Source organism: Streptomyces sp. NPDC090021 (genome assembly GCF_044748225.1).
In the GTDB taxonomy this organism is placed as follows: domain Bacteria; phylum Actinomycetota; class Actinomycetes; order Streptomycetales; family Streptomycetaceae; genus Streptomyces.
Genome location: NZ_JBIVFO010000010.1, coordinates 159,425 through 182,558, shown reverse-complemented (window position 1 = coordinate 182,558; position 23,134 = coordinate 159,425). Strand labels below are relative to the sequence as shown.

Sequence of the window (23,134 nt, the reverse complement as noted above, 5' to 3'; positions counted from 1 at the left end):
TCCCGGATTGCCTACCTCAGACCCAGGACCAGGGCGTCCGAGGGCGAGCGCCAGACCGTACGGGCCTCCGCGAAGCCCGCGGCGCGCAGCGTCTCGGCGTGCCAGGCCGCGGAGGGGGTGTCTCCGTCGGCGTGCTCACCGTAGATCTCGAAGCGGCGGGCGGTGGGCTCGGCCAGCGCCGGGTCGGCGGCGGCAAGGGCCCACCACTCGCGCCAGTCGACCGCCCCGGCGGCCCTGGCCCGGTCCATGCCGGCGTGCCGGTGGGCGCGCTCGGCGGCGTTGATGCGCGGGGTGGCCGGGTCGGGCATGTGGTCGGCGTTCAGGAACGCCCCGCCGGGCACCAGCAGGGGCACGAGCTGCCCGTACAGCACCGCCAGCTCCTCGCTGTGCAGCCAGTGCAGGGCGGTGGCGGTCAGGATGACGTCGTAGGTCCGGTGGGGGAGGGCGGCGTGCCAGTCGGGGTCCTTGAGGTCGGCGGTCACGAACGAGACGCGCGCGTCCCCGCCGAAGTGGCCCCGGGCGATGGTCAGCAGCGCGGGGTCGAGATCGACGCCCGTACTGGTGGCTCCCGGGAACCGCCTGAGGACGCGGTCCGTGATACTTCCCGTACCGCAAGCGAGATCCAGCACCCGGGGGGTGGATCCCACCAGCGCCTCGACCATGTCCAGCATCACCCGGAACCGCTCCTCGCGGTCGGGCATGTACCACTCCTGCTGGCGGTCCCAGCTGTCCTGCCAGGCCTGCCAGTCGGTGCCGGCGGCCCGCCCCGCGCCGGCCGCGTCCACCGTGTCCGTCCCGTCAGCCATCCCGAACCCCTCCCTACGTAATACCCTCGAAGACGTCTCAGCTGTTACGAGAGACACTAATCCGCAGCCGTAAGGACTACAAGTGGAACTGGCCCATTACTCGGACTTCGCCGTGCGCCTGGTCAACACCGAGGAGCCGGCCCGCAACAAGGACGCGCTCACCTCGGTGGACGCCGTCCGCGCCCTGTTCGGCGCCAGCCAGCAGATGGCCCGCCGCGTCACGGACACCGACGTCACCCGCTTCCGCAACGTGCGCGGCCGGCTGCGAGCCGTCTTCGAGGCCGCCGACGGCGGCGACCACGTCCTCGCCGTCGACCTGCTGAACTCCCTGCTCATGGAGTTCCCGGTCAGCCCGCAGGTCTCCGGCCACCAGGCCCTCGACGAGACCGGACGCCCCGACTGGCACATCCACCTCGCCGACCACCCCTCGAACGCCTCCGCCGGCTACGCGGCCATCGCGTCCTTCGGCCTGGCCTTCCACCTCACCGAGCACGGTCCCGACCGCCTCGGCCTGTGCCAGGCTGCGCCCTGCCGCAACGCCTACCTCGACACCTCCACCAACCGCTCCCGGCGCTACTGCTCCGACCGCTGCGCCACCCGGGCGAACGTGGCCGCCTACCGCGCCCGCAAGCGGCTGGAGGCCGAGGAGTCGGCGCGCAGCACGCGCAGCGACGAGGCCGCCCAGGACAGCCGGGCCCTCAGCGAGCGCTGACCCTCCTCGCGCGGCCTGAAGCGCAGGACCGCCGTCGCCAGCACCAGCTCGCCGGGCACCGGCCCGTAGACGGTGCTGTCGCCGGTCTCGTTGTACGGGTTGTCGCCGAGCACCCACCACGCGCCGCCCGGGCGCCGCTCGACCGCGCGTTTGACCACGAGCAGGTCCTGCTGGAACGGGTGGCGCAGCACCACGACGGCACCCGGCCGGACGGCGGCCCCGTAGCGGACCACGAGCCGGTCGCCGTCCAGCAGCGTCGGCACCATCGACGGGCCCGTCACCTCCACCACCTCGAACCGCTTGCGCGGGCGGGCGCTCTCCATCCTCGGCTCCTCCGTTGGGTATCCCCGGTTTCAGCCGGGGCGGGATGACGGAACGGTGCGGAGCACCGTTGTTCGGTGACGTCAGGGCAAGGGGTGACGCTGTTCCTCGATGTACTGACGGACGATCGACAGCGGCGCTCCGCCACAGGAGGCCGCGAAGTACGAGCGTGACCAGAAGACCGAGTCCATGCCGGTCCGGTTGACGCGGTCGGTGTACTCGGCGCGCAGGTACCGGGAGCTGACCCCCTTGAGGCTGTTGACCAGCTTGGAGAGGGCGAGTTTGGACGGGTAGTGCACCAGGAGATGCACGTGGTCGGCCTCGCCGTTGAACTCCCGCAGCTCCGCCTCGAACTTGTCGCACACCTCCCGCATGATCTCTTCGCACCGCTGGAGCATGGCGTCATCGAAGATCCCCTTCCGGTACTTGGTGACGAACACCAAGTGAGCGTGCAGATGGAGGGTGACATGACGCCCCCTGCGGATATCGGCATCTGGTTCCCAGCGCGGTGACATACGCCAAGTCTAGTAGAATGATCGCGTCGACCCGGAAGGAGGTGGGCTGGATGATCCGTGCGTACAAGTTCCTCATGCGGCCCACCACTGGGCAGGCCGCCGCGCTCGGAGAGATGCTGCGCGATCACTGCTCGCTCTACAACGGGGCCTTGCAGGAGCGCCGCGACGCCTACCGGCACACCTCGAAGACGAGCATCAAGTACGGGCAGCAGTCCGCGCAGCTCAAGGAGATCCGGGCGTTCGATCCGGACCGTCAGGGCCGCTGGTCGTTCTCTTCCCAGCAGGCGACCTTGCGCCGACTGGACAAAGCGTTCGCCGCGTTCTTCCGCCGGATCAAGTCCGGGGACACTCCCGGCCACCCGCGCTTTCGTGGGGCGAACTGGTTCGACACCGTGGACTTCCCCAAGGACGGCGACGGCTGCCGCTGGGACTCCACCCCGCACGACCCGCAGACCCGCGTCCGCTTCCAGGGCGTCGGGCACGTCAAGGTCAAGCAGCACCGACCTGTGGTCGGCAAGGTCAAGACCGTGTCCGTCAAACGCGAAGGCACACGCTGGTACGTGGTGCTCACGGCCGAGCGGGAACACCCCGAGCCGCTTTTGGCGACGGGCTCCGTGGTCGGCATCGACATGGGCATCGCCTCGTTCCTCACCACCTCCAACGGCGAGCACGTCGAGAACCCGCGTCACGGCAGGAAGGCCGCCGCCAGGCTGGAGGCCGCACAGCACAAGCTCAGCCGGTACGGCCGGGTCCGCCGCGACAAGCGGACCGCCAACCACCAGCGTGCCGTCCAGCGAGTTTCCGACCTGCACCGCAAGGTCCGCCGCCGGCGCCTCGACCACGCACACAAGACCGCGCTTGACCTGATCCGCGACCACGACGTCATCGCGCACGAGGATCTCAAGATCCGCAACATGGTCAAGACGACCGCACCCAAGCCCGACCCCGACAAGCCGGGCAGCTTCCTGCCCAACGGGGCCGCCGCCAAGACCGGTCTGAACCGTTCGATCTCGGATGCCGGATGGGGGGTGTTCCTGACGATCCTCACCGCCAAGGCTGAAAGCGCCGGACGAGACGTGATCGCCGTGGACCCCCGCAACACCTCCCGCACCTGCCCCGAGTGCGGGCACGTCGCAGCGGAGAACCGGCCCACCCAGGAGAAGTTCCACTGCATCTCGTGCGGCCACCAGGCGCACGCCGACATCGTGGGGGCTTCCAATGTTCTGCGGGCCGGGCTGGCCCGTCGTCAAGCTCAACCAGCTTGACGAGAAGCCCCCGCATCTATGCGGGGGAGTAGTCACGTGTGTCCTCCTCGTCACTCCCGCATGCTGCCGCACGGCCCCGTACATTCGCTCACCGGTCCGGCCGTGACCCTGGACTTTTGTCCTAAGCCCACGGGGGCGCCCGCGAAATCCGGTTCCCCAGCGAGTAATGTCCCCCCTTGAGAAGACGATCACGAGGAGGACAAACTCCATGCTTTCCCGCCTCTTCGCCCCCAAGGCGAAGGTCTCCGCCCACTGCGACCTGCCGTGCGGCGTGTACGACCCTGCCCAGGCCCGCATCGAGGCCGAGTCCGTCAAGGCCGTCCAGGAGAAGTACCAGGCCAACGACGACGCCGACTTCCGCGCGCGCGCCATCACCATCAAGGAGCAGCGCGCCGAGCTCGCCAAGCACCACGTCTCGGTGCTGTGGAGCGACTACTTCAAGCCGCCGCACTTTGAGAAGTACCCGCAGCTGCACACCCTGGTCAACGACACCCTGAAGGCCCTCTCGGCCGCCAAGGCGTCGAACGACCCGGCCACCGGCCAGAAGGCCCTCGACCTCATCGCCGAGATCGACCGCATCTTCTGGGAGACCAAGGCCGCCTGAGCCTTCCCCCACGCGCAGAGGGGCCCGTCCGCAGCGGCGGACGGGCCCCTCCGGCGTCTTCCGCCGGCGCCCCCACGACCGGCACCCACCGGGTGCCGTCGGTGCGGCCGGACTACTCGTCCTCGTCGTCCTCGTCGTCCAGCCGGGCCAGCCAGGTGGCCAGGCGTTCCACCGGAACCTCGAAGTCGGGGTTCAGGTCGACGAAGGTGCGCAGCTGCTCGGCGAGCCACTCGAAGGTGACCTCCTCCTCGCCGCGCCGCTTCTCCAGCTCCTCGATGCCGCGATCGGTGAAGTACAAGTCGGGCTCCGTGCCGTGATGTGAAGTGGATGGGGATGTCGATATGGACGTCGGCATGGATGCCGACGTGCAGGGAATGTTTCCCGCCAGGATAATCCGCGGCGTCCGCGAGACCTCCCGTCGCCGGCTCCGCCGACGCTAGCCTGGACGTCTCACCAGCGGGCGGGGGGCGCGGATGACCGACGGGCGCACGACCGGGACGGCGCGCGCCTTCGAGCTCCTCGAACCCCTTGTCCAAGCGGCGACGGTACGCGTCCACGCCCCGCCCGGCGGGTATGACAACCCCGGCAGCCATCGGACCGGTCCCACCTGGGGGAGCGGTTTCTTCATCGCCCCCGGCTGGGTCCTGACGTGCGCGCACGTGGTCGGCGAAGGGGGTGCCGCCGTGCGTCTGACAGGCCGTGAGGTCGGCATCACCTTCCACTCCGGCAGACCCCGCCCCGGCGGCCCCGGCGCGCCCGGCGCCGTCACCGGCACCGTCACCGGCCGCGTGGAGTGCGTACTGCCCGAGCGCCTGGAGGAGCGGCGGCCCGGCCGGCGCGCCCTGTGGGACCTGCCCGACCTGGCACTGATCAGGGTCCTGGCCCCCGTGTCGCACAGCTGCGTCTGGCTCACCGACCGTTCCAGGCCCCGCTTCGACGAGGTCGCCTACTTCGGCTGCACCGAGGACCTCGGCACCCCCGAGATCACCGGCCGCACCACCCGGCTGCGCGGCACCGCCGGGAACGGCGCCGCCATCCGCCTCGCCGACGACGACGAGATCGACCCCGGCATGTCCGGCGGGCCCGTGGTGGACCTGGCCCGCGGCGAGGTCGTCGGCGTCGTCAAGGCCCGCCGGCACACCGGGGGCGGCGGACTCGCCGTCTCCGTCGTCCAGCTGCGCACCCTCCCGATGCCCGCCCGCGGCCAGACCGGGCTCTACCGGCGGATCATGCAGGCCCACGACCTGTACCACTACGACCAGCACCTCAGCGACCTCGACAACCGCCGCACCTGGACCGACGTGCACGGCGAACTCCCACCGCAGGAGCACGACCCGTACGGCGGCCGCGGCCGGCTCACCCCGGGGGAGCGCACCACCCTGTGCGGACTCCTGGCCGAACTGCCCCCGCCGAGCTCCTCCGAGGCCGTCCGGGCCCTGGTCGAGGCCGTCCGCGGCGAGGAACCGGACCCGCAGCCGCCGGCCCCCCTGAGCTGGCGCGACGGGCTCGGGCTCCTGCACGACCCGCCCGGCGGGACGGGCGAGGCCGCGGCCATGCTCCGCTACGCCACCGACGTCAGCGTGGCCGAGTACCGGGAGCCCCCGACACCGGGCGCCGACGAGGAGCTGTGGGACTGGGTACGGGCCACGGCCGAGCGCCTGTGGCGACCCCTGCGCCGGGAACTGGGCGAGCGCCACGAGCGCGGCCTCGCCGAGCGGGAGCGCCGCCGCCGGGCATCGGCCGGACGCACGGCGAGCGGCGGCCCGGCCCGCCGCGCCGGGGGGCTGCCGCCCGGCGCCTCGGTCCTGCTGGAGGTGTGGGCGCACGGCTGGGAACACCTCTACGACTGGCGGGTCTCCGTCCTGGCGGGCCCGGCCCACCCCGGCCGGCTGACCCCCGTCGACTCGGGCGTACGGGCCACCGTGGCGACCCTGCCGGAGCGGTTGCGGGCCCCGCTCGCCGAGGCCTTCCGGCGGTGCGACACCCACGTCGCGGCGGCCCTGCTCGAAGTGGCCGTGGCCCCCGAGCTGTTCGGGCTCGCGGTGGAGGACTGGGTGGTGTCCGCCGGGGTACCGCTCGGCGTGCAGCGACCCGTGGTGCTGCGCCACCCCGGCGGCCGCAGCGACCACGCTCCGGGCACCGGCCCGGGCGGACCGGGCGCCCACCCCGCGGATCACCCGGCGGACCACGAGACGGACCACGGGGCCGGCCGGGCCGCCGCACGGTGGGCCCGGGTGCAGGCCGGACCGCTCCAGGACGAACGGGCCGACTGCGCGGGCGGCCGGCCGCGCGCACCCTCCGCCGCATGGCTGTCGGGCCTGCCGGACAGCACCGTCCCGGTGCACTGCCGGGCCGCCGACCAGGAGCCCACGCTCGGATCGCTGCACGCCGTACGGGACGCCGGCTACGGGGTCGCGGTGACCCGCAGGCCGCCGCCGGACCCCGGGGTGTCGTGCGCGCCGTTCCACCGCGGGCTGCGCGAGGAACTGGCCGACGCCGGCCGGGCGGAGGTACTGCCGTTACGGCTGCAGACGTTGCGGGGGCGGGCGTACGGGGCGGACCCCGACGCCTACTGGGCGGCCGGAACGGGGCTGGTGTGGGAGGACCCGGCGCGGCCGCTGCCGGATGTCGAGCCGCTCCACGGCGACCTGTGACGGCGCCCGGCCCGCCGGATTCGAGGGAGGGACACCCAGCATGAACGACGACTGGCTCATCTACCGCGGGGTCGGCGAACCCCACGACGGGATCGACGCACTGCCCGACCCGCCTCCCTGGCGGAACTTCGACGGCGGGCCCGTCGTGGAGCCGGGCCCCGCCGCGGCTGCCGAGGGCAACGTGTCCCGCAGGCTGGGCGCCCACCGGCACGCCGCCGAGCTCCACCGGCCGGAGCCGGAGGAGCTGGAGGCCATCAACGCCGCCCTGTACCTGCGGCGGCCGCTGCTCGTGACCGGATTCCCCGGAACGGGCAAGTCCACCCTCGCGCACTCCGTCGCCCACGAGTTGAAGCTGGGACGAGTACTGCGCTGGCCGGTCGTGTCGCGGACCGTCCTCCAGGACGGGCTCTACCGCTACGACGCCCTCGCCCGGCTCCAGGACGTGCAGCTCGCCGCGGGCGGGGCCGCGGCGGGCGGCGGGGGCGGCGGGGCGGTCGGCGGGGCGGCGCCGGGAACACCCGCCGCGGTACCCGGCATCGGCAAGTACATCCGGCTCGGCCCCCTGGGCACCGCCCTGCTGCCCACCGCACGGCCCCGCGTACTCCTCATAGACGAACTCGACAAGAGCGACATCGACCTCCCCAACGACCTCCTGAACGTCCTGGAGGAAGGCGAGTTCGCCCTCCCGGAGCTGGAGCGGGTCGCCGACACCGAGCCCGACGTCGAGGTGCTCACCGACGACGGGACCAAGGTGACCGTGCGCGGCGGACGGGTCCGCTGCCGGGCGTTCCCCTTCATCATCCTGACCAGCAACGGGGAACGGGACTTCCCCGCCGCCCTGCTGAGACGCTGCATCCAGCTCACCCTCGGACAGCCCGGCGAGCGGCGGCTCGCCACCATGGTCCGCGCCCACCTCGGCGAGGAAGCCGCCCGCCTCGGCGCCGACCTGATCCGCGAGTTCCTGGGCCGCTCCCAGTCCGAACTGGTCGCCGCCGACCAGCTCCTCAACGCCGTCTACCTCACCCACTACGCCTCCCCGGCGACCCGGGAGGACCTCGCGGACCTGCTCATCCAGCGCCTCGACCGCCCGAGGTGACCCCCCGTGCCCGAACCCGCCGCGCACGACCCCGCCACACCCTCCTGCGCCGGCCCACCGCCCACCGCGCCCGGTGTCCGTGAACTGGCCGCCCTGCTGCGGGCCGCCGGACTCGACCCGTCCGCCGAGGAACTCGCCGACGCCCTGTGGCTCGCCGGCCACATCCGCGCACCCGGCCCCGCCCTGCCCGGCACCCGCGAGCCCGGACCGGCGGCGGACCCCGAGGACCCCGCCGCGGAACCCGTCGACCCCCTGCGGGCCGAGACCGACACCGAGGACCCGGTGCGGCTCTACGCACCCGGGGCGCACCACGCCGGTGAGACCGGGAGCGGGACGCCACCGGAGTCGCCCGAGGAGTACGGAGTCCCCGTACGCGTGCCCGGGGCCGCCGCCCTGCCCCGCATCCTCGACGTCCAGCGAGCCCTGCGCGCCCTCCAGCGGCACCGCCCGCCGACCCCGCCCACCCGGCTGGTGATCGACGAGAGCGCCACCGCCGACGCCAGCGCCCGCGCCCTCGGCCTGCTCATCCCGGTGCTCCGCCCGGACAGCCGGCGCGAGGCGACCCTGCGGCTCGTGATGGACGCCTCCCCCTCGATGGCCGTCTGGCAGGACATGTTCGAGGAACTGCGCTCCGTCTGCGAGCGGTTGGGCGCCTTCCGGGACGTCCAGGTGCACTACCTGCACCGCCGCCCCGACGGCTCGGCGGCACTCGGACGCGGACCCGCCCCGGGCCCGGGGCTGCGCTCCGGGGACCAGCTGCGCGACCCCACCGGCCGCGCTCTGACCATGGTCGTCTCCGACTGCGCCGGACCGCTCTGGCGCGAGGGGGCGGCACAGCGGCTGCTGCACCGCTGGGCCGAATGCACCCCGTGCATGGTGGTCCAGCCGCTGCCGCAGCGGCTCTGGGGACGCAGCTGGCTGCCGACCGAGCGCGGCACCCTCGCCCGGCTGGAGGGCGCCGGGCAGAAGCTGCGGTTCCGGCCGGACCGGCCACCGCCGCCCGGGCGGCCCACGGACGGACTCGCCGTGCCGGTGCTGCCACCGAGCCCGACCGCCCTCGGCGCATGGGCCCGGCTCGTCGCCGGCCTCGGCACCGGGCCGGTGGCCGCCGAAGTGGGCCGCGTACGGGCCGACCACCCCGCCGCGCCCGTCCCGCCGCCGCCCGCCGTCCGCCCGCCGCGCGAACTCGTGGCACGGTTCCGGTCCTCGGCCGCGCCCCGCGCCGTGCAACTGGCCGTGTACCTGTCGGCGGCCCCGCTGACACTGCCCGTGATGCGGCTGGTGCAGCGCACGATGCTGCCCGACTCCGAACCGTCCGACCTCGCGGAGGTCCTGCTCAGCGGGCTGCTCCGGCGCAGCGGACCGGGCCCGGGGCACTGGTACGAGTTCGTTCCCGGCGTGCAGGACGTCCTGCTCGGGCCACTGGGCCGGGACGAGGCCGCGCTGGTCCTCAAGCACTGCTCGGAGTACGTACGGGCGCACTTCGGGGCAGGCGTACGCAACTTCCCCGCGCTCGCCGTCGCACAGCTGACCGGCGTGGCGGCGACGGCCCCCGAACCCGACGACGGGGAACGGCCCCCCGAGGGCCGGCTCGCGCAGGCCTTCGCACAGGTTTCGGCCAAAGTCGTACGGCGCTACCTGCCCGGAATGCCGCAGGACGGGCAGCCGGTACGCGAACCACCGACGGCCCCCCTGCTCGCGCGGGCCGGGGCGGTGCGCGCCGCCCGCGACCGGCTCGCGGACGCGGACGCCGACGGCGACGCGGGCGCCCGGGCCCTGCACGAGGCCGTGGCGGTCCTACGGCGGGCCGTGACCGCCCCGGCCGGGCCCGCAGACCCGCCGGAGGAGGCCGAGGCGGAACTGGCCGGAGCACTGCTGCGGCTGTGGGCGGCCGGACGCGACCCGGAGCTCCTCGCCGAGGCGGAGCACGCCGTGAGCGGGCTGCGGACCGCCGCGGCGCGGGCGGTCCACGGGCGGGTGCTGTACGAGCGGGCGCTCGCCGCCGGTCTCGACCCCGACCTGCTCGTGGCGGCGGACCGCGAGTTCGCGGCGGCGGCCGCGGCCGCCACGGCCGAACCGGAACTGCGGCGGGACTGCGCGGTACGGCGGGCCGAGACCCTGATCCGGCTCAGCGTGCTGCGTGAGGATCCGGGCGCGCTGCGCGAGGCCCGCGCCGCCCTCGAACCCCTGGCCGGCCCCGTACCCGGCGGCCCGGCCCCGGAGGCAGCCACCGAGCCGGACGCGCCGTCCCACCCGGAGCTGCACCTGGCGCTCGGCCGGGTCCTGCTGGCCCTGCTGCCCCGCACCCCCGACCCGGCCGAGCGGGCCGCCCTGGCCGAACAGGCGGCGGCCCGCCTCGCGGCGGTCCTGGCCGCCGCGCCGGCCGGGACGGGCCATGCCGGAGCGGGGACCGGGAGCGCCCGCGTACGCGTGGAGCTGGCCGACGCGCTGCGGCACCTGCCCCCGCGGCTGGAGGAGGCCGCCCGCCAGCTGGCCGGCGCCCTGGAGCAGACGGGCGGGGACCCGGAGCTGCGGGTGGCCGCCCTGCTGTGCCTGGCCCGGGTGCACCGCGAGCGGTACGCGCGGGACGCCGACCCGGCGGCGCTGGAGGAGGCGGCCGAGGCATACGGCCGGGCCCGGCGGCTCGTGCCCCGCGACGGGGAGGCCTTCGGTGAACTCCTGCCCGAGTGGGGCGACGTACTCCTGGAACGGGCCCGCGGCGCCGGTGGCCGCCGCTTCACCGGAGCGGCCGTACGCGTCCTGCGCGAGAGCCGGGCAGCGGTCCCGCAGTCCGACCCGGGAGCCGCGCACCGGCTCATGCGGCTGGCCACCGGGCTGCGGCTGCGGCACGCGTACGAGAGGGACGCGGTGGACCTGCGGGAGGCCGAGTACCTGCTGGAACTGGCCGTCCGCAACAGCCGCGGCCCGCTGGAGCGGGCCCGCGCCTGGCGGGACCACGGCGACGTGCAGCAGGAGATCCACGGCCACACCCGGGCGGCGGACCGCCTCGACCGGGCGGTCGAGTCCTACCGGCTGGCCTGGCGGGCCGCGCTGGAGGCGGACCGCGAGGGCCGCGACGACCACGAGGGCCGCGACGGCGACCACCGGGGCCTTCCCGGCCGCGAGGACACCGCGTTGCGGCTGGCCGCGTGCGTGCAGGAGGCCCGAGGGGAGGTGCTGGAGCGGCTCGCGCGCCCCCGGGCGGCCCTGGAGGAGTACCGCTCGGCGCTGCAGCTCTGGAAGCGGATCGGCACCGACCCCGACGGCCGCTCCGAGGGGCTGCGCGCGCGGGTACGGGCCCTGGAGGCGGGGTCGTGACGGGCGGGCCGCTGTTTCCGCCGACCGGCCGGAGGGAAAGGGCAGTGGACCGTCCGGATACGGAGAGTGCGACGCGACAGGGGGAGCGGCGGCACATGGTGACGAAACGTCAGGACGTGGTGCCGGCCACCGCCCCGGGATGCCCGGGGCGACTGCCGGACCTCTCCGGGCTCGACCTGGCCGCCCTGCGCGGGATCGACCATCCCGTACTGGCCGAGGTGATCGAGGGCCTGGTCGAACGCGTGACCCACCCGGCGGAGGTCCTCAACGCGTTCGACTCCAGCGCAGCCTGACCCTCCGCTGCGCGGGCTCGGCGGTGTGGGCGGGGCTTCGGCGGGTCGGCTCCCGCCGGGCCCCTGCGCCGGGCTCGGCGGTACGGGTCGGCTCCCGCCGGGGTGACCACTGCCCCTGCGCCGGACTCAGCGGTACGGCCTGTGCCTGCTGGTCGGTGGTGTGGGGGTGTGGGTCGGTGCCCCGGCGGAGTGTCTCCTCGGCTCGGCGCGGACTCCTCGTCCCGGCCAGACGGCCCTGGTCGCGCCTCGTCCTGCGGGGACACTCCGCCGTGTCCCCGCCCCACGCCACGGCTCCGCCCGGACGACACACGCCTTCCCGGAGCCTGCTCGTACGGCTGGAGGGAGGCCCGGCAGGGGTGTCCCCGCCCTACGCCATGGCTCCGCCCGGGCGACGCCACGGTTTCCCGGAGCCTGCCCGTACCGCTGGAGGGGGACGGGCAGGGGTGTCCCCGCCCCACGCCACGGCTCCGCCCGGACGACACCACGGTCTCCCGGAGCCTGCCCGTACCGCTGGAGGGAGGCCCGGCAGGGGTGTCCCCGCCCCACGCCACGGCTCCGCCCAGGTGACACCACGCCTTCCCGGAGCCTGCCCGTACGGCTGGAGGGGGACGGGCAGGGGTGTCCCCGCCCCACGCGCCACGGCTCCGCCCAGGTGACACCACGCCTTCCCGGAGCCTGCCCGTACGGCTGGAGGGGGGACGGGCAGGGGTGTCCCCGCAGGACGAGGCGCGACCACCGGGTACAGCCGGGACAAGGAGCACGCGCCGAGCCGAGGAGACACCCCTGCCCGGCCCCCCGACCCACCCGCACCACGCCCGTAACCCGGGACCCGCGACACGCTCCGGATCCGGCAAGGCAAGCCCGGATCCCGCCGAGCAACCCCGCAGGGGCCCGGCCCCACCACGCCCGCAACCCGGGACCCGCGACACACTCCCGACCCCGCGAAGCCAGCCCCGGACCCGCCGAGCCGCCGCACCGTGCCCCTATCCCGGGGCCCGCGACACGCTCCGGATCCGGCAAGGCCAGCCCGGATCCCGCCGAGCAACCCCGCAGGGGACCGGGTTGACCACTTTCCGCCGTTAGCCGGGCTCGGCGCACGGGCAGGGATGGACCGTCCGCCGGGGCGCCCCCGGCGGTGTGCGGGGAGGGAGCACGGCGATGCGGCGAGCGATCACGGGCGCCTCCCCGCTGCCCGGGCCCACTGCTTCGGCCGCCGGCCGCGGCTCGGACTCGGGTCCCGCCCAGGGGGCGGGTGGCGGTGCTCGGCACGGGCTGGCCGTCTGGGCCTCCCCGCATGCCCGCCACGCGCCCTGGCCCCATACCCGGCTCGACGTCGCCGCCGCCCGGGCGGCGGGCCATCCGCCCCATCCCATCCGGCAGTTCGTGCTCAAGACCCGCAGCCGCTGCAACCTCGCCTGCACCTACTGCTACGTCTACGAGATGGCCGACCAGGGCTGGCGCGACCAGCCCGTCGTCATGGCCCCCGCCACCGCCACCCGCGCCGCGCAGCGGATCGCCGAGCACGCCGCCGCCCACGAGTTGCCCCGCGTCGACCTCGTCCTGCACGGCGGCGAACCCCTCCTCGCCGCCCCCGCCGCACTGGCCGCGCCCGTCGAAGCCGTACGGGCCGCCCTCGCCGGTGCCTCCCCGCATACCCGGATCACCGCCACCGTCCAGACCAACGGCACGCTGATCACCCGTGGCCGTCTCGCCGCCCTCGCCGCCGCCGGGATCCGCGTCGGCGTCAGCCTCGACGGCGGGCTGCCCGTCCACAACACCCGCCGCGTCGACCACGCCGGACGCCCCGCCTTCGGCGCCGCCGCCCGCGGCCTGCGCCTGCTGGCACGCCACCCGGACAGCTACGCCGGGGTGCTCTGCGTCATCGACCTCGACCAGGACCCGGTGGAGACGTACGAGTCCCTGCTCGCCTTCGCCCCGCCCACCGTCGGACTGCTGCTCCCGCTCGCCAACTGGAGCGCCCCGCCGCCGCCCGGCCCCGGCCGCCGCCCCGGCGGAACCCCGTACGCCGACTGGCTCCTCGCCGTCTTCGAGCGCTGGTGGCACGACGGACGGCACCGCACCCGCATCCGGCTCTTCGAGGAGATCATCGCCCTGCTGCTCGGTCTGCCCGCCACCACCGAGACCCTCGGGCTCGCGCCCGCCGCCACCGCCGTCATCGAGACCGACGGCTCCATCGAACAGGCCGATTCGCTGAAATCCGCGTACGAGGGGGCCGCCGCCACCGGCATGGCCCTCGACACCCACAGCTTCGACCAGCTCCTCGACCACCCCGGGTTCGCGGCCCGCCAGCTCGGCCGGGACGCGCTCGCCGCCGAATGCCGATCCTGCGAACTCGTCGAGGTGTGCGGCGGCGGGCACTACCCGCACCGCTACCGGGCCGGCGAGGGCTTCCGGCAGCCGTCCGTCTACTGCGCCGACCTCCAGGTGCTGATCCGGCACATCGCCACCGCGGTACAGCACGCCGCCACCACCGCGGGCCGGCCCCGCCACACCGCCGCGCACCCTCCGGCGGCCGCCTCGTGACCGCCGCCCTCGCCGCCTTCACGGTGTCCACCGGCACCCTGCGCGCCCTCGCCTCCGCCGAGCCCTCCCCGGAAGGCACGCGCCTGGTGCGCGACGTACGCCGCTCCAAGCGGCTGGTCCTGCTCCGTGCCGTCCTCGACGCCGCCCCCTGCGGCCGGTCCGGCCGGACCGCCGACCACTGGGCCCTGCTGGAGGAGGCCGAACGCCGCGACCCGGCCGCCGTACGCGACGTACTGCACTACCCGGCCACCGGAGTCTGGGCCGAGGAGACCCTGCGCCGGCTGCACGCCCCCTACGGCCCGCCTGCGGACCTCGCCCACCTCGGCGCCCTCGCCGCGGCCGCCGCCCTGCGCGCCGGGATCTCCTTCACCCACACCCTGCGGCCCGTGCACGGCCGCCTCGTCCTGCCCACCCTCGGCCTGCTGCGCCCGGACCGCCCGGGACCGCTCGTCCTCACCGAACGGTCCTGGGACCCCGAGGACCCCGGCACGCTGCCCCTGCACGTACTGCCAGGGGGCCGCACCGCCCTCGACGACCTCGACCCCTACCGGGCACCCGGCCCGGCGCATCCCGCCCCCCTGCGCCCCGCCCGCCGCCTCACGCCCAAGGGCCACAAACGGTGGGACACCCAGTGGTCCGGCGCGCTCACCCTGCTCCAGCGCTACGACAGCGTCCGGGCCGAGGAGACCACGCAACTGCTGCGTTCCCTCGTACCGCTGGCCGGCGGGTCCCGGTCCAGCGGCGCCACCCTCCCCGCGGCCGCCGGGTCCGTACTGGCCCGCGCGCAGGCGCCGCCCGCGCTCGCCGCGACCCTCGTCCACGAGGTCCAGCACGGCAAACTGACCGCCCTCGCCGACGTCCTGACCCTGCACACCGCCGACGCCGTGCCCCGCCACTGGGCACCCTGGCGCACCGACCCCCGACCCCTGGAAGGGCTCCTGCACGGCGCCTACGCCCACCTGGCCCTGGCCGGGTACTGGCAGCGCGCCGCGCTCTACGGTGCCCGCGGCGCCTGGGCCCAGCACGCCCGGACCCGGGCCCAGGTGGCCGCCGTGCTGCCCGTCCTGCGGACGCACGACCGACTGACCTCCGCGGGGCGGGAGTTCACCGAAGCGATGGCCGCCGCCGAACGGGCCATGGACGAGCTCCCGCCCCCCGGCGACCAGCACGCCGCCGCCCGCCGGGCCGTCGACCGCGAGCGCCGCGCCTGGTGCGAGGCGCACCCCGAACTCGCCCCGTTCGCACAGGTCTGACGGACCGTCCGCTGCGGTACCTTTTCAGTCCCGTCCACTGCCCGCAGCCCAGGGAGACGGCCGCATGACCACCGGTAGCAGGCAGGACCGCGAATCGGCGCAACAGCCCGATCAGCCGCACCATTCCCCACAGCTGCAGCAGCCCCAGCAGGCCCAGCAGGCCCAGGCGCCGCAGCGTTTCGTCATCAGCTTCGCGGGCTTCAACCGCCCCTGGGCCGTATGGATCGCCCACCGCCTGGAGGAACACGGCCACCGCGTCGCCCTCCAGCGCTGGGACCCGCAGAACAGCCCCGGTCTCACCCAGGCCCTCGATGACCTCGCCCGCTCCGGCAGCCGGGTCCTGCTCGTCCTCAGCGAGCGCTACTTCTCCGCCGGCACCCACACCGACCAGGAGTGGAACACCGCCCTGCGCGCCGTCACCGACGACCACCCGGAACGGTTCGCCGCCGTCTGCCTCACCGACGCACCCCTGCCCAGCGCCGTCGCCGTCCTGGAGAAGACCGACCTGTGGGGCCTGGACGCGTACGAGGCCGAATACCGCGTGCTGCGCCGCCTCGAACTGCCCACCGGGCGCATCGGCACCGAGACCGGCCGCCGCGGCCCCCGCTTCCCCAACGACCCGCCCGAGATCTGGGGCCGCGTCCCGCGCCGCAACCCCCGTTTCACCGGCCGCAACGACGTCATCGGGACCCTGCGCCAGGCCCTCGCCGAAGCCCCGCCCGGCGCGTCCACCGTCACCCTCCTCGGCCTCTCCGGCGTCGGCAAGACACAGGTCGCCACCGAATACGCCTACCGCTTCGCCTCCGAGTACGACGTCGTGTGGTGGGTCCCCGCCGAGGACCGGCCCACCCTGCGCGAACGCCTCGCCGACCTCGCCCCCGCCCTCGGCCTCCCGCGGGGCGCCGGCAGCTACGGCGAGCAGATCAGGGCCGTCCTCGAAGCGCTGCGCCGCGGCACCCCGTACAGCCGGTGGCTGATGGTCTTCGACGGCTGCGACAACCCCGACGACCTGATCGACCTGCTGCCCTCCGGCGGCGCCGGCGACGTCATCATCACCTCCCGCAACCGCGAGTGGGCCGCCCGGCACACCAGCCTCGTCGAGGTCCCCCTCTACGCCCGCCCCGAGTCCATCACCTTCATCCGGCGCCGAGCCCTGCGCCTCACCGCCGACGAGGCCGACCAGCTCGCCGAGGCCCTGGAGGACTACCCGCTCGCCCTCGACCAGACCGCCGGCTGGCTCGCCGACTCACCCCTGCCCGTGGGCGACTACCTCGCCCTGCTCCAGCGCCGCATGGACTCCCGCGAGGCCGTCACCCTCTCCGAGGACTACCCGCTGCCGTTCCCCACGGCCCTCGCCATACTCCTCAACAACGTCCGGGAGAACTTCCCCGACGCCCTCGCCCTGCTGCGGCTGTTCGTCTTCTTCGCGCCCGGCCCGGTCCCGCTGCGCCTGCTGCGCGAATTCCCCGCCGACGACGTACCCGAAGAGCTCGCCGGCCTCATCAACGACCAGATCCGCTGGAACGCCGCCCTCAACAAGCTCGTCCAGTTCTCCGTCGTACGGCTGGAGTACTCCGACCTCCCCGTGGAGGAGGGCGGCGGCGGGCTGGAAACCGTACAACTGCACCGCATGGTCCACGGCATCGTCCGCGAGGACCTCTCCGAGGACGAGGCCGAACCGCTGGCCCGGGCGGTCCGCCAGGTCCTCGCCGCCGCCGACCCCGGCCGACCCTCCGACTCCCGTCTCTGGCCCCGCTACGCCGAACTCGTACCGCACCTGGCCCCCTCCGGGGTCATCACCAGCAGCAACCCGCGGATCCAGAACTTCCTGCTGCACTGCCTGCGCTACCTGATCCTCGCCGGGGAGTACCGCACCTGCCTGCGCCTGTGCGAGGAGACCGACCAGATCTGGCGGGCCGGGCTCGGCGAGGACCACCCCAAGGTCCGCGAGCTCAGCTACCAGTACGGCAACTCCCTGCGCAACCTCGGGCTGTTCCGCCGTGCCGAGGTCCTCACCCGGTCCGTCGCCGACCGGATCACCGGGGAACGCGGCGACCAGGACCTGGAGAGCCTGCGCGCCACCAGCGCCTACGGCGGCGTCCTGCTGTGCATCGCCAAGTTCGAACCGGCCCGCGAGATCTTCGAGCACTGCCTGGCCACCTACCGCGAGCTCCTCGGCGAGGACGACTCCATCACCCTCGACGCCCAGAACAACCTCGCCGCCACCTACCGGCTGCTCGGCCGCTACCAGGACGCCTACGACCTCGACCTGGACACCCTGCGTCGCCGCGAACGCGTCCTGATGCCCCTGCACATCTCCACCCTCGCCTCCGGCATCGCATGCGCCATGGGTCTGCGGCTCATGGGCCGCTACCGGGAGGCCCAGACCCGGCAGGAGCAGGGCGTCAAGCTCAACACCCAGGTGCTCGGGCTCGGCCACCCCCAGACCCTGCGCGCCGAGCACAACCTGGGCCTGTGCCTGCGCCGCTCCGGCGACATCCCCGGCGCGGGCCTGCGGCTGCGGACCGTCTGGGAGCGGGCGACGCGGGTCTTCGGCGTGGACTACCCCTGGACGCTGATGGTCGCCTCCGACTACGCCACGTACCTCAGGGAGTACGGAGACATCGGCGAGGCCCGCCGGATCTCCGAGGACGTCGTCCGCGGCTACCAGTCACAGCTCGGCCTCGCCCACCCGTACAGCATCGGCACCGTCGGCAACCTCGGCCTGGTCCTGCGCGCGCAGGGCGAACGCGCCGAGGGCCTCTCCCTCGCCGAGCAGGCCCTCGTCGGCATGCGCGGAGCGCTCGGCAGCCGCCACCCCTGGACCCTCGGCTGCGCCCTCAACGCCACCGGGCACCGCAACATCACCGGGCGGCTGGAGGACGCGCTGGACCTGAGCCGGGAGACCCTGCGCGCCGCCGAGCGGGTCCTCGGCCCCGACCACCCGATGACCCTGAGCGCCCAGATCGCCCTGGCCGCGGACCTGCGGTCGGTACGGGAGGACACGGAGGCGGGCAAACACGAGGAGGCGGGCATCAAGGGCCTCACCCGCACCCTGGGCCCCCAGCACGTCCACACGGTCTCGGCGAAACAACGAGTCCGCCCATACTGGGACTTCGAACCCCAGCCGTAGGCCGGGGAGCGGTGTGTACGCCTACACGCGCACCCGGCGCCTTCACCCCCGCGGGCCCCACCGCCCCGGGCCGGTGGCTGCCCACCCACCCCCTGCGTCGGGGTGGTGCACGGGGGCGGGGGCTCGGCGGGGCGGGGTCGGTGAGGTGCTGGGGGTTTCCCGGCGGTCCTATCGTCTTCCGGGTCGTGCCGGTCCCTCAAGGGCGCTCCCTTCGGTCGCGTCGCTGCGCGATGTCGCTGCGCTCCACCCTTGACCGACCGTCCCGCCCCGGAAAGGTACGAGGACAGCCGGGAAGCCCCCAAAGGAACGGGCCGGACCTTCTTTCACCAGTGGCCTGTCGGCAGGTGCCACCGCGCATTCGTATCCGGCGATCGTCGCGGAGATCGCCGGAAGCGCGGCGTGAACGTGGCGGCTGGTACCGACGTGGGTCGGATCCAGGCGGGACGCGTCCACACCGAGAGCGGAGGCGATTGCCTCCAGAGTGGACGGGCCAGGTGAACGAACACCTCGTTCGCAGGCCTTGACCATGGGGAGCGAGACATGTGCCTCGCGAGCGAGGTCGGCTTGTGTCATGCGCCGGGCTCGCCGCAGAGCGGCGACGCGCTGCCCGATGCGTTCGGCCATGCACGGACCGTACCGCGCGGACCGGCTTCCCGTTCCTACTGCTCCACGATGTCGGGGAGTTCGGTGAGGGACCTGATCGACCAGTCTGCTGCTGCCCGGACCTCGGGGTCGTCCGCCCACCAGTGGCCCCACGGGCCTCGCCGGATGTGGGCGGTGCGCAGGCCTGCGGCGCGCGCCGGGTGGATGTCGTTGGCCGGGTGGTCACCCACGTAGAGGGTTTCCTCGGCGGCAGTGGCGGCTACCTCCAGCACCTGGTCGAAGAAGGCTCGTGCGGGCTTGGAAACGCCCCACTCACCCGACGTGACGACGAGGTCGGCAGGCAGGTTCAGGGCGCGCAGCAGATCACCGGCCAGTGGACTCTGGTTGCCCGCGATGATGACTCGTACTCCTGACGCGCGGAGCGCGGCCAGCGCCGGCCGGACGTCTTCGTAGAGGTCGCTCTCGTCGAGCCGCTCGCCGCGCCCCGCGGCTTCGCGTGCGGCGTACTCGGCGGAGATGTCGATGCCCGGGCGGAGGAGGCGAATCGCGTCCGCGTTGTCCCGTCCGTCCACGACCACGGCACCCACCAGCGCGGAGAGGGTGTGCCGGGGCACGCCCAGCCAGTCCGCCCATGCGGCCCAGTAGCGATCGTCTCGGGTGAGGGTCTCACCGATGTCCAGAACCACGGTCCGAATCATTCGGCCAGCGTACGGCTGTTCTCGGATACGGATAGCTGTCCAGGGAGCAGGTCCGCCCCGTCCCCGTCAGTCGCCCTGGCTAAGGGCTGTCCCATAAATGATCTTCGAGTCGTTCGGGCACGGTTGGCCGTGAGGCCGCTGGTCCACCGGCGAGGGCGAGGTTGTGCAGTCGGGCGATGCCGAGCATGGCATGGTGCACTCCGTCGCCCTTGAGGCGGCAGTCGCGAAGGATCTCCCAGGTCTTCATGTGGGCGAAAACATGCTCGCCACGGGCTCGAACCTGCTTGTGGGACGTGTTGTGCTCTTCTTGCCATTCCGGGGGTTCCGCCTTGCCACGCTCGCGGCGGTGAGGGATGACGAGTCTGGTGCCGGGATAACCTCCGTCAGCGATCGTGACGTTCCTGCCGAAGGCGGCCTTGGCGCCGGACTCCTCCCACGCCTTGCAGTTGTTGCGGTTCCCGGGCAGCGGATGCCCCGATGATGAGGTCTGCCGCCGACTTGGGCACCCCGAACAGAGGTGCGAGCTGGCATATGGTCAGGTTCGTGCACCAGTAGGCCGCGACCAGCAGCGCCCGGTCCTCCAGCGGAAGGCTCCACGGTCGGCTCTTGCGGACCGCGTCCGCACCCTCGCGCCGCAGCACCGTTGCCGGCTTCCCGAAAGCACGCGGGCTCAGCCCGGTGAACGGGTCCATCCAGGACGACTCCGACGCCGTGATCACGCCAACCACACCAAGATCATCTCACCGCGGCGTGCCACGTGCCCCCGCCTGCCTCTCCCGGCCTCAGTGAAACTCGTGGATCACCTGGATCTCCCCGACAATGTGGGCGTTGAAGTCTTCCAGCTCCTCGGCCGGAACCCAGAGCTCGAGGATCGTTTGCCCGCCAGCCTGCTGGACGGGATACCGACTCACGAACTCCGCCTCGACCTCAAAACGAGTGACGAAGCCGGCGCCATCGTGCTTCACGTTCCAGTCCCGCGCGATCCGGACCGCGTAGTCCTCGTTGAGTACCGGGTAGAAGATCGGCTGCTCAGGCAGCCGAGGCGGCCAAGCGCGCCAGTTCAGCTCCCGAACCAGATCCAGCTCCTTAGGGCCGGTGGGGCGCCACAGGGTCGTCGTTGCTTGCTGGCTGGTCATCTGCATCGCTCTCTGCACGTAGACCGCTGGTACGCAGGTCGGGAGACCGGACGATACCGGCACTTCGAACTCGCCAGCTACGCAGTTTCCGTACCCTGGCCGGCTCCATGTACAGCAGTTATGGGACACAGCCCTTAGAACCTGTGCCACCGCACCGCAACCTGCGGAAGTGCGCATCCCTCCACCTCGGGGAAAAAGTCGAACTGAAGAAGCACATGGCGGAGCTTGTCGGAATGTGCGACATCGAGGTCTACCGGTACGCCATGTTGCCCGGCGTACAGTCCGAGAGGGGACGTGCTGATGATCGAAGCGGAGCTGAAGGCGTGCGTGCAGGCGCCGGAAGAGACGCTGCGTCGACTGGATGAGCGGGCCGTCGGCCGAGTCGAGGTGTATCAGGACACCTACTACGACACGGTGGACGGAGAGTTGGAAGCCCGGGACGAAGAGCTACGGGTCAGGACGGTGCACGCGGCTGACGAGACCCGGACGCTACTCACGTACAAGGGCGCTCCGGTGGACGAGGATTCCGGGTCGAAGCCAGAGCATGAGACGCGTGTAGCAGACGCCTCGGCGGTGCATGCAATGCTGCGCGGCCTCGGGTACGTGCCAACTGTGGCGTTGGAGAAAAGGTGCCGCAACTACTCCTTCGAGGCGCGGGGGCGACAGATGCTCGCCACCCTTGTCCGCGTGCCCGAGCTGGACGGGACGTTCCTGGAACTGGAGACCCTGGTCGAGGAGAGCGATGTAACAAGGGCGCTTGAAGATGTCCGTCGCACTCTCGTCGAACTCGGTATCGAAGCTGCTGATCTGACGCGCCAGCAGTACACCGATGCAGTGAAGGCGCGCCGCGATGGAACTGTGGGTGTGTGACAGCTCGCGCCTGTGAACGGTCCGGTAGCACCCGACTACGGTCGACTACGTTATGTGAATCGAGAGTTGTCTTGAGTGATGCAGCAGGCGGGGAGTGGGAAACGTGGGTCGATCCCCGGCTCCACGACGTGGTGGCGAGCTGGGACAGGAATCGGGCCGAGCGCATCCCCGGTAGACGACCCCGTCGAGTCTGCCCCCACGGGTCCGGTGTGACCCTCATCGTCGACCTGAACACGTATGCGCCGGGCCAGCCCACTGACTGGCGAAGCCTCGGACGAAGTTCCAGGCGCCGCTGCGCCCTCTGACTCCGTCAGCGAGCAGTGCAGCCAGGTCGAACTCTTGTGTCATGCCAAGACGATATCCGTCCGGTGTAGGTCGGTCGCGGTGCCGACGGGATTCGAACCCGCGGACGGGTGGGAGCAGGCCCGCCTCGTCCCCGTCAGTCGCCGTGGAAGGGACCTCCGCCACGTCGATCGCGATTGGCCGCTCTGCCACGGCACCTCAACCTGCGGAAGTGCGCACCCCCGCTGCCGTAGCTCCCGCCCACCGCTGCCCCGGAACCCGAAGCCGTCGTCGCGCCGTCGGAGCCGCTGCGCCGCCGGGACCCCGGCCGCGTTCCGTTCGCCTCTAGGCCGTGAGCACCTCTGCCCCCGACGCGGTGAAGGCTCGGGCCACAGGCGGGGCGAGGCCCGTGTCCGTCACCACCATGCCCATCTCGGCGGAGGTCGCGCAGATGCGGGCGAAGGCGGGGACGCCGAGAACCGCCGCGTCCACCGTGAGTTGCCCGAGGACCTGCTCGGTGAGTCCTGTCCAGGCGCAGACCGGTGCGGCCGACTGGGCATTGTTGAGGATCAGCGGGAGGGGTGAGGTGGATTCCTTCGGTGTCAAGTCCCGTAATGATGTGACGTGTGCCGACTCTCCGGATCGGGTTTCTTGGTATCAGGCCTTCCGCCGAATGCGGGGGCCGCGAAGATATCGAACCTGCGGGGCGGACTCGCGAAGGTCCCGCACTTCCGAACGGAGAGAACCGATGTTGAATATTTCCCGTAAGGCGATCCTGGCCGCGGCTTCTGTGGCCCTGGCGGGAGGAATGGCTCTGCCTGCAACGGCCCTCGCTGCTTCCGCGCCCCAGACTGCCGTGAGCGCGGCGGATTCGCTTCATTCGGCGACGAAGAAGCCCTGCAAGCACAAAAAGTCCTGCAAGAAGGTGAACACTCCGAATACTCCGAACACGCCTAACACTCCGAACACGCCGGGTGGTGGGGGCGGTACTCCGAATACTCCGAACACGCCTAACACTCCGAACACGCCGG

The 23,134-nt window shown here is 73.0% G+C and carries 19 protein-coding genes, 1 tRNA gene and 1 pseudogene; 11 read left to right on the top strand and 10 right to left on the bottom strand.

Annotated elements, in window-relative coordinates; all coding sequences use genetic code 11:
- Positions 1-11: 11 nt before the first annotated feature.
- Positions 12-806: a class I SAM-dependent methyltransferase gene (locus ACIPXC_RS10460; RefSeq protein WP_401615525.1), complete on the bottom strand. Its 795-nt coding sequence runs from the start codon at positions 804-806 to the stop codon at positions 12-14.
- Positions 807-888: 82 nt separating this feature from the next.
- Here ACIPXC_RS10460 and ACIPXC_RS10455 point away from each other — a divergent pair, with 82 nt between their 5' ends.
- Positions 889-1,518: a CGNR zinc finger domain-containing protein gene (locus ACIPXC_RS10455; protein WP_401615524.1), complete on the top strand. Its 630-nt coding sequence runs from the start codon at positions 889-891 to the stop codon at positions 1,516-1,518.
- Here the strand turns inward: ACIPXC_RS10455 and sodX are convergent.
- Together sodX and tnpA are read right to left on the bottom strand one after the other, a co-directional pair.
- The gene (sodX, locus tag ACIPXC_RS10450) at positions 1,422-1,841 is read right to left on the bottom strand and encodes a nickel-type superoxide dismutase maturation protease (protein ID WP_401615522.1); all 420 of its coding nucleotides are present in this window, start codon (positions 1,839-1,841) and stop codon (positions 1,422-1,424) included. The genes ACIPXC_RS10455 and sodX overlap by 97 nt on opposite strands.
- An 81-nt stretch (positions 1,842-1,922) precedes the next feature.
- Positions 1,923-2,354, bottom strand: a complete 432-nt coding sequence (tnpA, locus tag ACIPXC_RS10445; RefSeq protein WP_401615520.1) for an IS200/IS605 family transposase — start codon at positions 2,352-2,354, stop codon at positions 1,923-1,925.
- Positions 2,355-2,404: 50 nt separating this feature from the next.
- Here tnpA and ACIPXC_RS10440 point away from each other — a divergent pair, with 50 nt between their 5' ends.
- Together ACIPXC_RS10440 and sodN are read left to right on the top strand one after the other, a co-directional pair.
- Positions 2,405-3,619: an RNA-guided endonuclease InsQ/TnpB family protein gene (locus tag ACIPXC_RS10440; protein WP_401615518.1), complete on the top strand. Its 1,215-nt coding sequence runs from the start codon at positions 2,405-2,407 to the stop codon at positions 3,617-3,619.
- 208 nt (positions 3,620-3,827) lie between these two features.
- Positions 3,828-4,223 carry a superoxide dismutase, Ni gene (sodN, locus tag ACIPXC_RS10435; protein ID WP_030036761.1) on the top strand — a complete coding sequence of 132 codons (396 nt, stop codon included), beginning with the start codon at positions 3,828-3,830 and terminating at the stop codon, positions 4,221-4,223.
- Between the two features lie 112 nt (positions 4,224-4,335).
- Here the strand turns inward: sodN and ACIPXC_RS10430 are convergent, their stop codons facing one another.
- Positions 4,336-4,521: a DUF6104 family protein gene (locus ACIPXC_RS10430; protein WP_010061466.1), complete on the bottom strand. Its 186-nt coding sequence runs from the start codon at positions 4,519-4,521 to the stop codon at positions 4,336-4,338.
- 175 nt (positions 4,522-4,696) lie between these two features.
- Here ACIPXC_RS10430 and ACIPXC_RS10425 point away from each other — a divergent pair, with 175 nt between their 5' ends.
- The 7 genes from ACIPXC_RS10425 to fxsT all read left to right on the top strand — a co-directional run bounded on the left by ACIPXC_RS10425 (position 4,697) and on the right by fxsT (position 18,514).
- Positions 4,697-6,877, top strand: coding sequence for a trypsin-like peptidase domain-containing protein (locus ACIPXC_RS10425; RefSeq protein WP_401615516.1), 2,181 nt, complete (start codon positions 4,697-4,699; stop codon positions 6,875-6,877).
- Positions 6,878-6,917: 40 nt separating this feature from the next.
- On the top strand, positions 6,918-7,973 hold the full coding sequence (locus ACIPXC_RS10420; RefSeq protein ID WP_401615514.1) for an AAA family ATPase: 1,056 nt from the start codon (positions 6,918-6,920) through the stop codon (positions 7,971-7,973).
- Between the two features lie 6 nt (positions 7,974-7,979).
- Positions 7,980-11,291, top strand: a complete 3,312-nt coding sequence (locus ACIPXC_RS10415; protein ID WP_401615512.1) for an SAV_2336 N-terminal domain-related protein — start codon at positions 7,980-7,982, stop codon at positions 11,289-11,291.
- 95 nt (positions 11,292-11,386) lie between these two features.
- A complete protein-coding gene (gene fxsA / locus ACIPXC_RS10410; RefSeq protein ID WP_401615510.1) occupies positions 11,387-11,584 on the top strand; it encodes an FxSxx-COOH cyclophane-containing RiPP peptide in 198 nt (65 codons plus the stop codon).
- Positions 11,585-12,742: 1,158 nt separating this feature from the next.
- Complete coding sequence (locus ACIPXC_RS10405) at positions 12,743-14,128, top strand: FxsB family cyclophane-forming radical SAM/SPASM peptide maturase (RefSeq protein ID WP_401615508.1); 1,386 nt, start codon at positions 12,743-12,745, stop codon at positions 14,126-14,128.
- The gene (locus ACIPXC_RS10400; protein ID WP_401615506.1) at positions 14,125-15,381 is read left to right on the top strand and encodes an HEXXH motif domain-containing protein; all 1,257 of its coding nucleotides are present in this window, start codon (positions 14,125-14,127) and stop codon (positions 15,379-15,381) included. The genes ACIPXC_RS10405 and ACIPXC_RS10400 overlap by 4 nt, the downstream gene beginning before the upstream one ends.
- A gap of 64 nt (positions 15,382-15,445) precedes the next feature.
- A complete protein-coding gene (gene fxsT, locus ACIPXC_RS10395) occupies positions 15,446-18,514 on the top strand; it encodes an FxSxx-COOH system tetratricopeptide repeat protein (protein ID WP_401615504.1) in 3,069 nt (1,022 codons plus the stop codon).
- Positions 18,515-18,682: 168 nt separating this feature from the next.
- On the opposite strand, the gene ACIPXC_RS10390 is transcribed toward fxsT, so the two are convergent.
- From ACIPXC_RS10390 to ACIPXC_RS10375, 4 genes and pseudogenes are all read right to left on the bottom strand, one after another.
- Positions 18,683-19,138 (bottom strand): helix-turn-helix domain-containing protein, encoded by a 456-nt coding sequence (locus ACIPXC_RS10390; protein ID WP_401615502.1) that lies wholly within the window; start codon positions 19,136-19,138, stop codon positions 18,683-18,685.
- Between the two features lie 35 nt (positions 19,139-19,173).
- Complete coding sequence (locus ACIPXC_RS10385; protein WP_401615500.1) at positions 19,174-19,815, bottom strand: HAD family hydrolase; 642 nt, start codon at positions 19,813-19,815, stop codon at positions 19,174-19,176.
- A gap of 79 nt (positions 19,816-19,894) precedes the next feature.
- A pseudogene (locus tag ACIPXC_RS10380) lies at positions 19,895-20,543 on the bottom strand (transposase family protein).
- A 54-nt stretch (positions 20,544-20,597) separates the two neighbouring features.
- A complete protein-coding gene (locus ACIPXC_RS10375; RefSeq protein WP_401615498.1) occupies positions 20,598-20,957 on the bottom strand; it encodes a hypothetical protein in 360 nt (119 codons plus the stop codon).
- A 294-nt stretch (positions 20,958-21,251) separates the two neighbouring features.
- On the opposite strand from ACIPXC_RS10375, the gene cyaB reads away from it, so the two are divergent.
- Positions 21,252-21,821: a class IV adenylate cyclase gene (gene cyaB, locus ACIPXC_RS10370; protein ID WP_401615574.1), complete on the top strand. Its 570-nt coding sequence runs from the start codon at positions 21,252-21,254 to the stop codon at positions 21,819-21,821.
- A 382-nt stretch (positions 21,822-22,203) separates the two neighbouring features.
- Here the strand turns inward: cyaB and ACIPXC_RS10365 are convergent.
- Both ACIPXC_RS10365 and ACIPXC_RS10360 read right to left on the bottom strand, forming a co-directional pair.
- Positions 22,204-22,322, bottom strand: a tRNA-Gly gene (locus ACIPXC_RS10365).
- A gap of 126 nt (positions 22,323-22,448) precedes the next feature.
- Positions 22,449-22,709 (bottom strand): hypothetical protein, encoded by a 261-nt coding sequence (locus ACIPXC_RS10360; protein ID WP_401615496.1) that lies wholly within the window; start codon positions 22,707-22,709, stop codon positions 22,449-22,451.
- Positions 22,710-23,134: the final 425 nt, after the last annotated feature.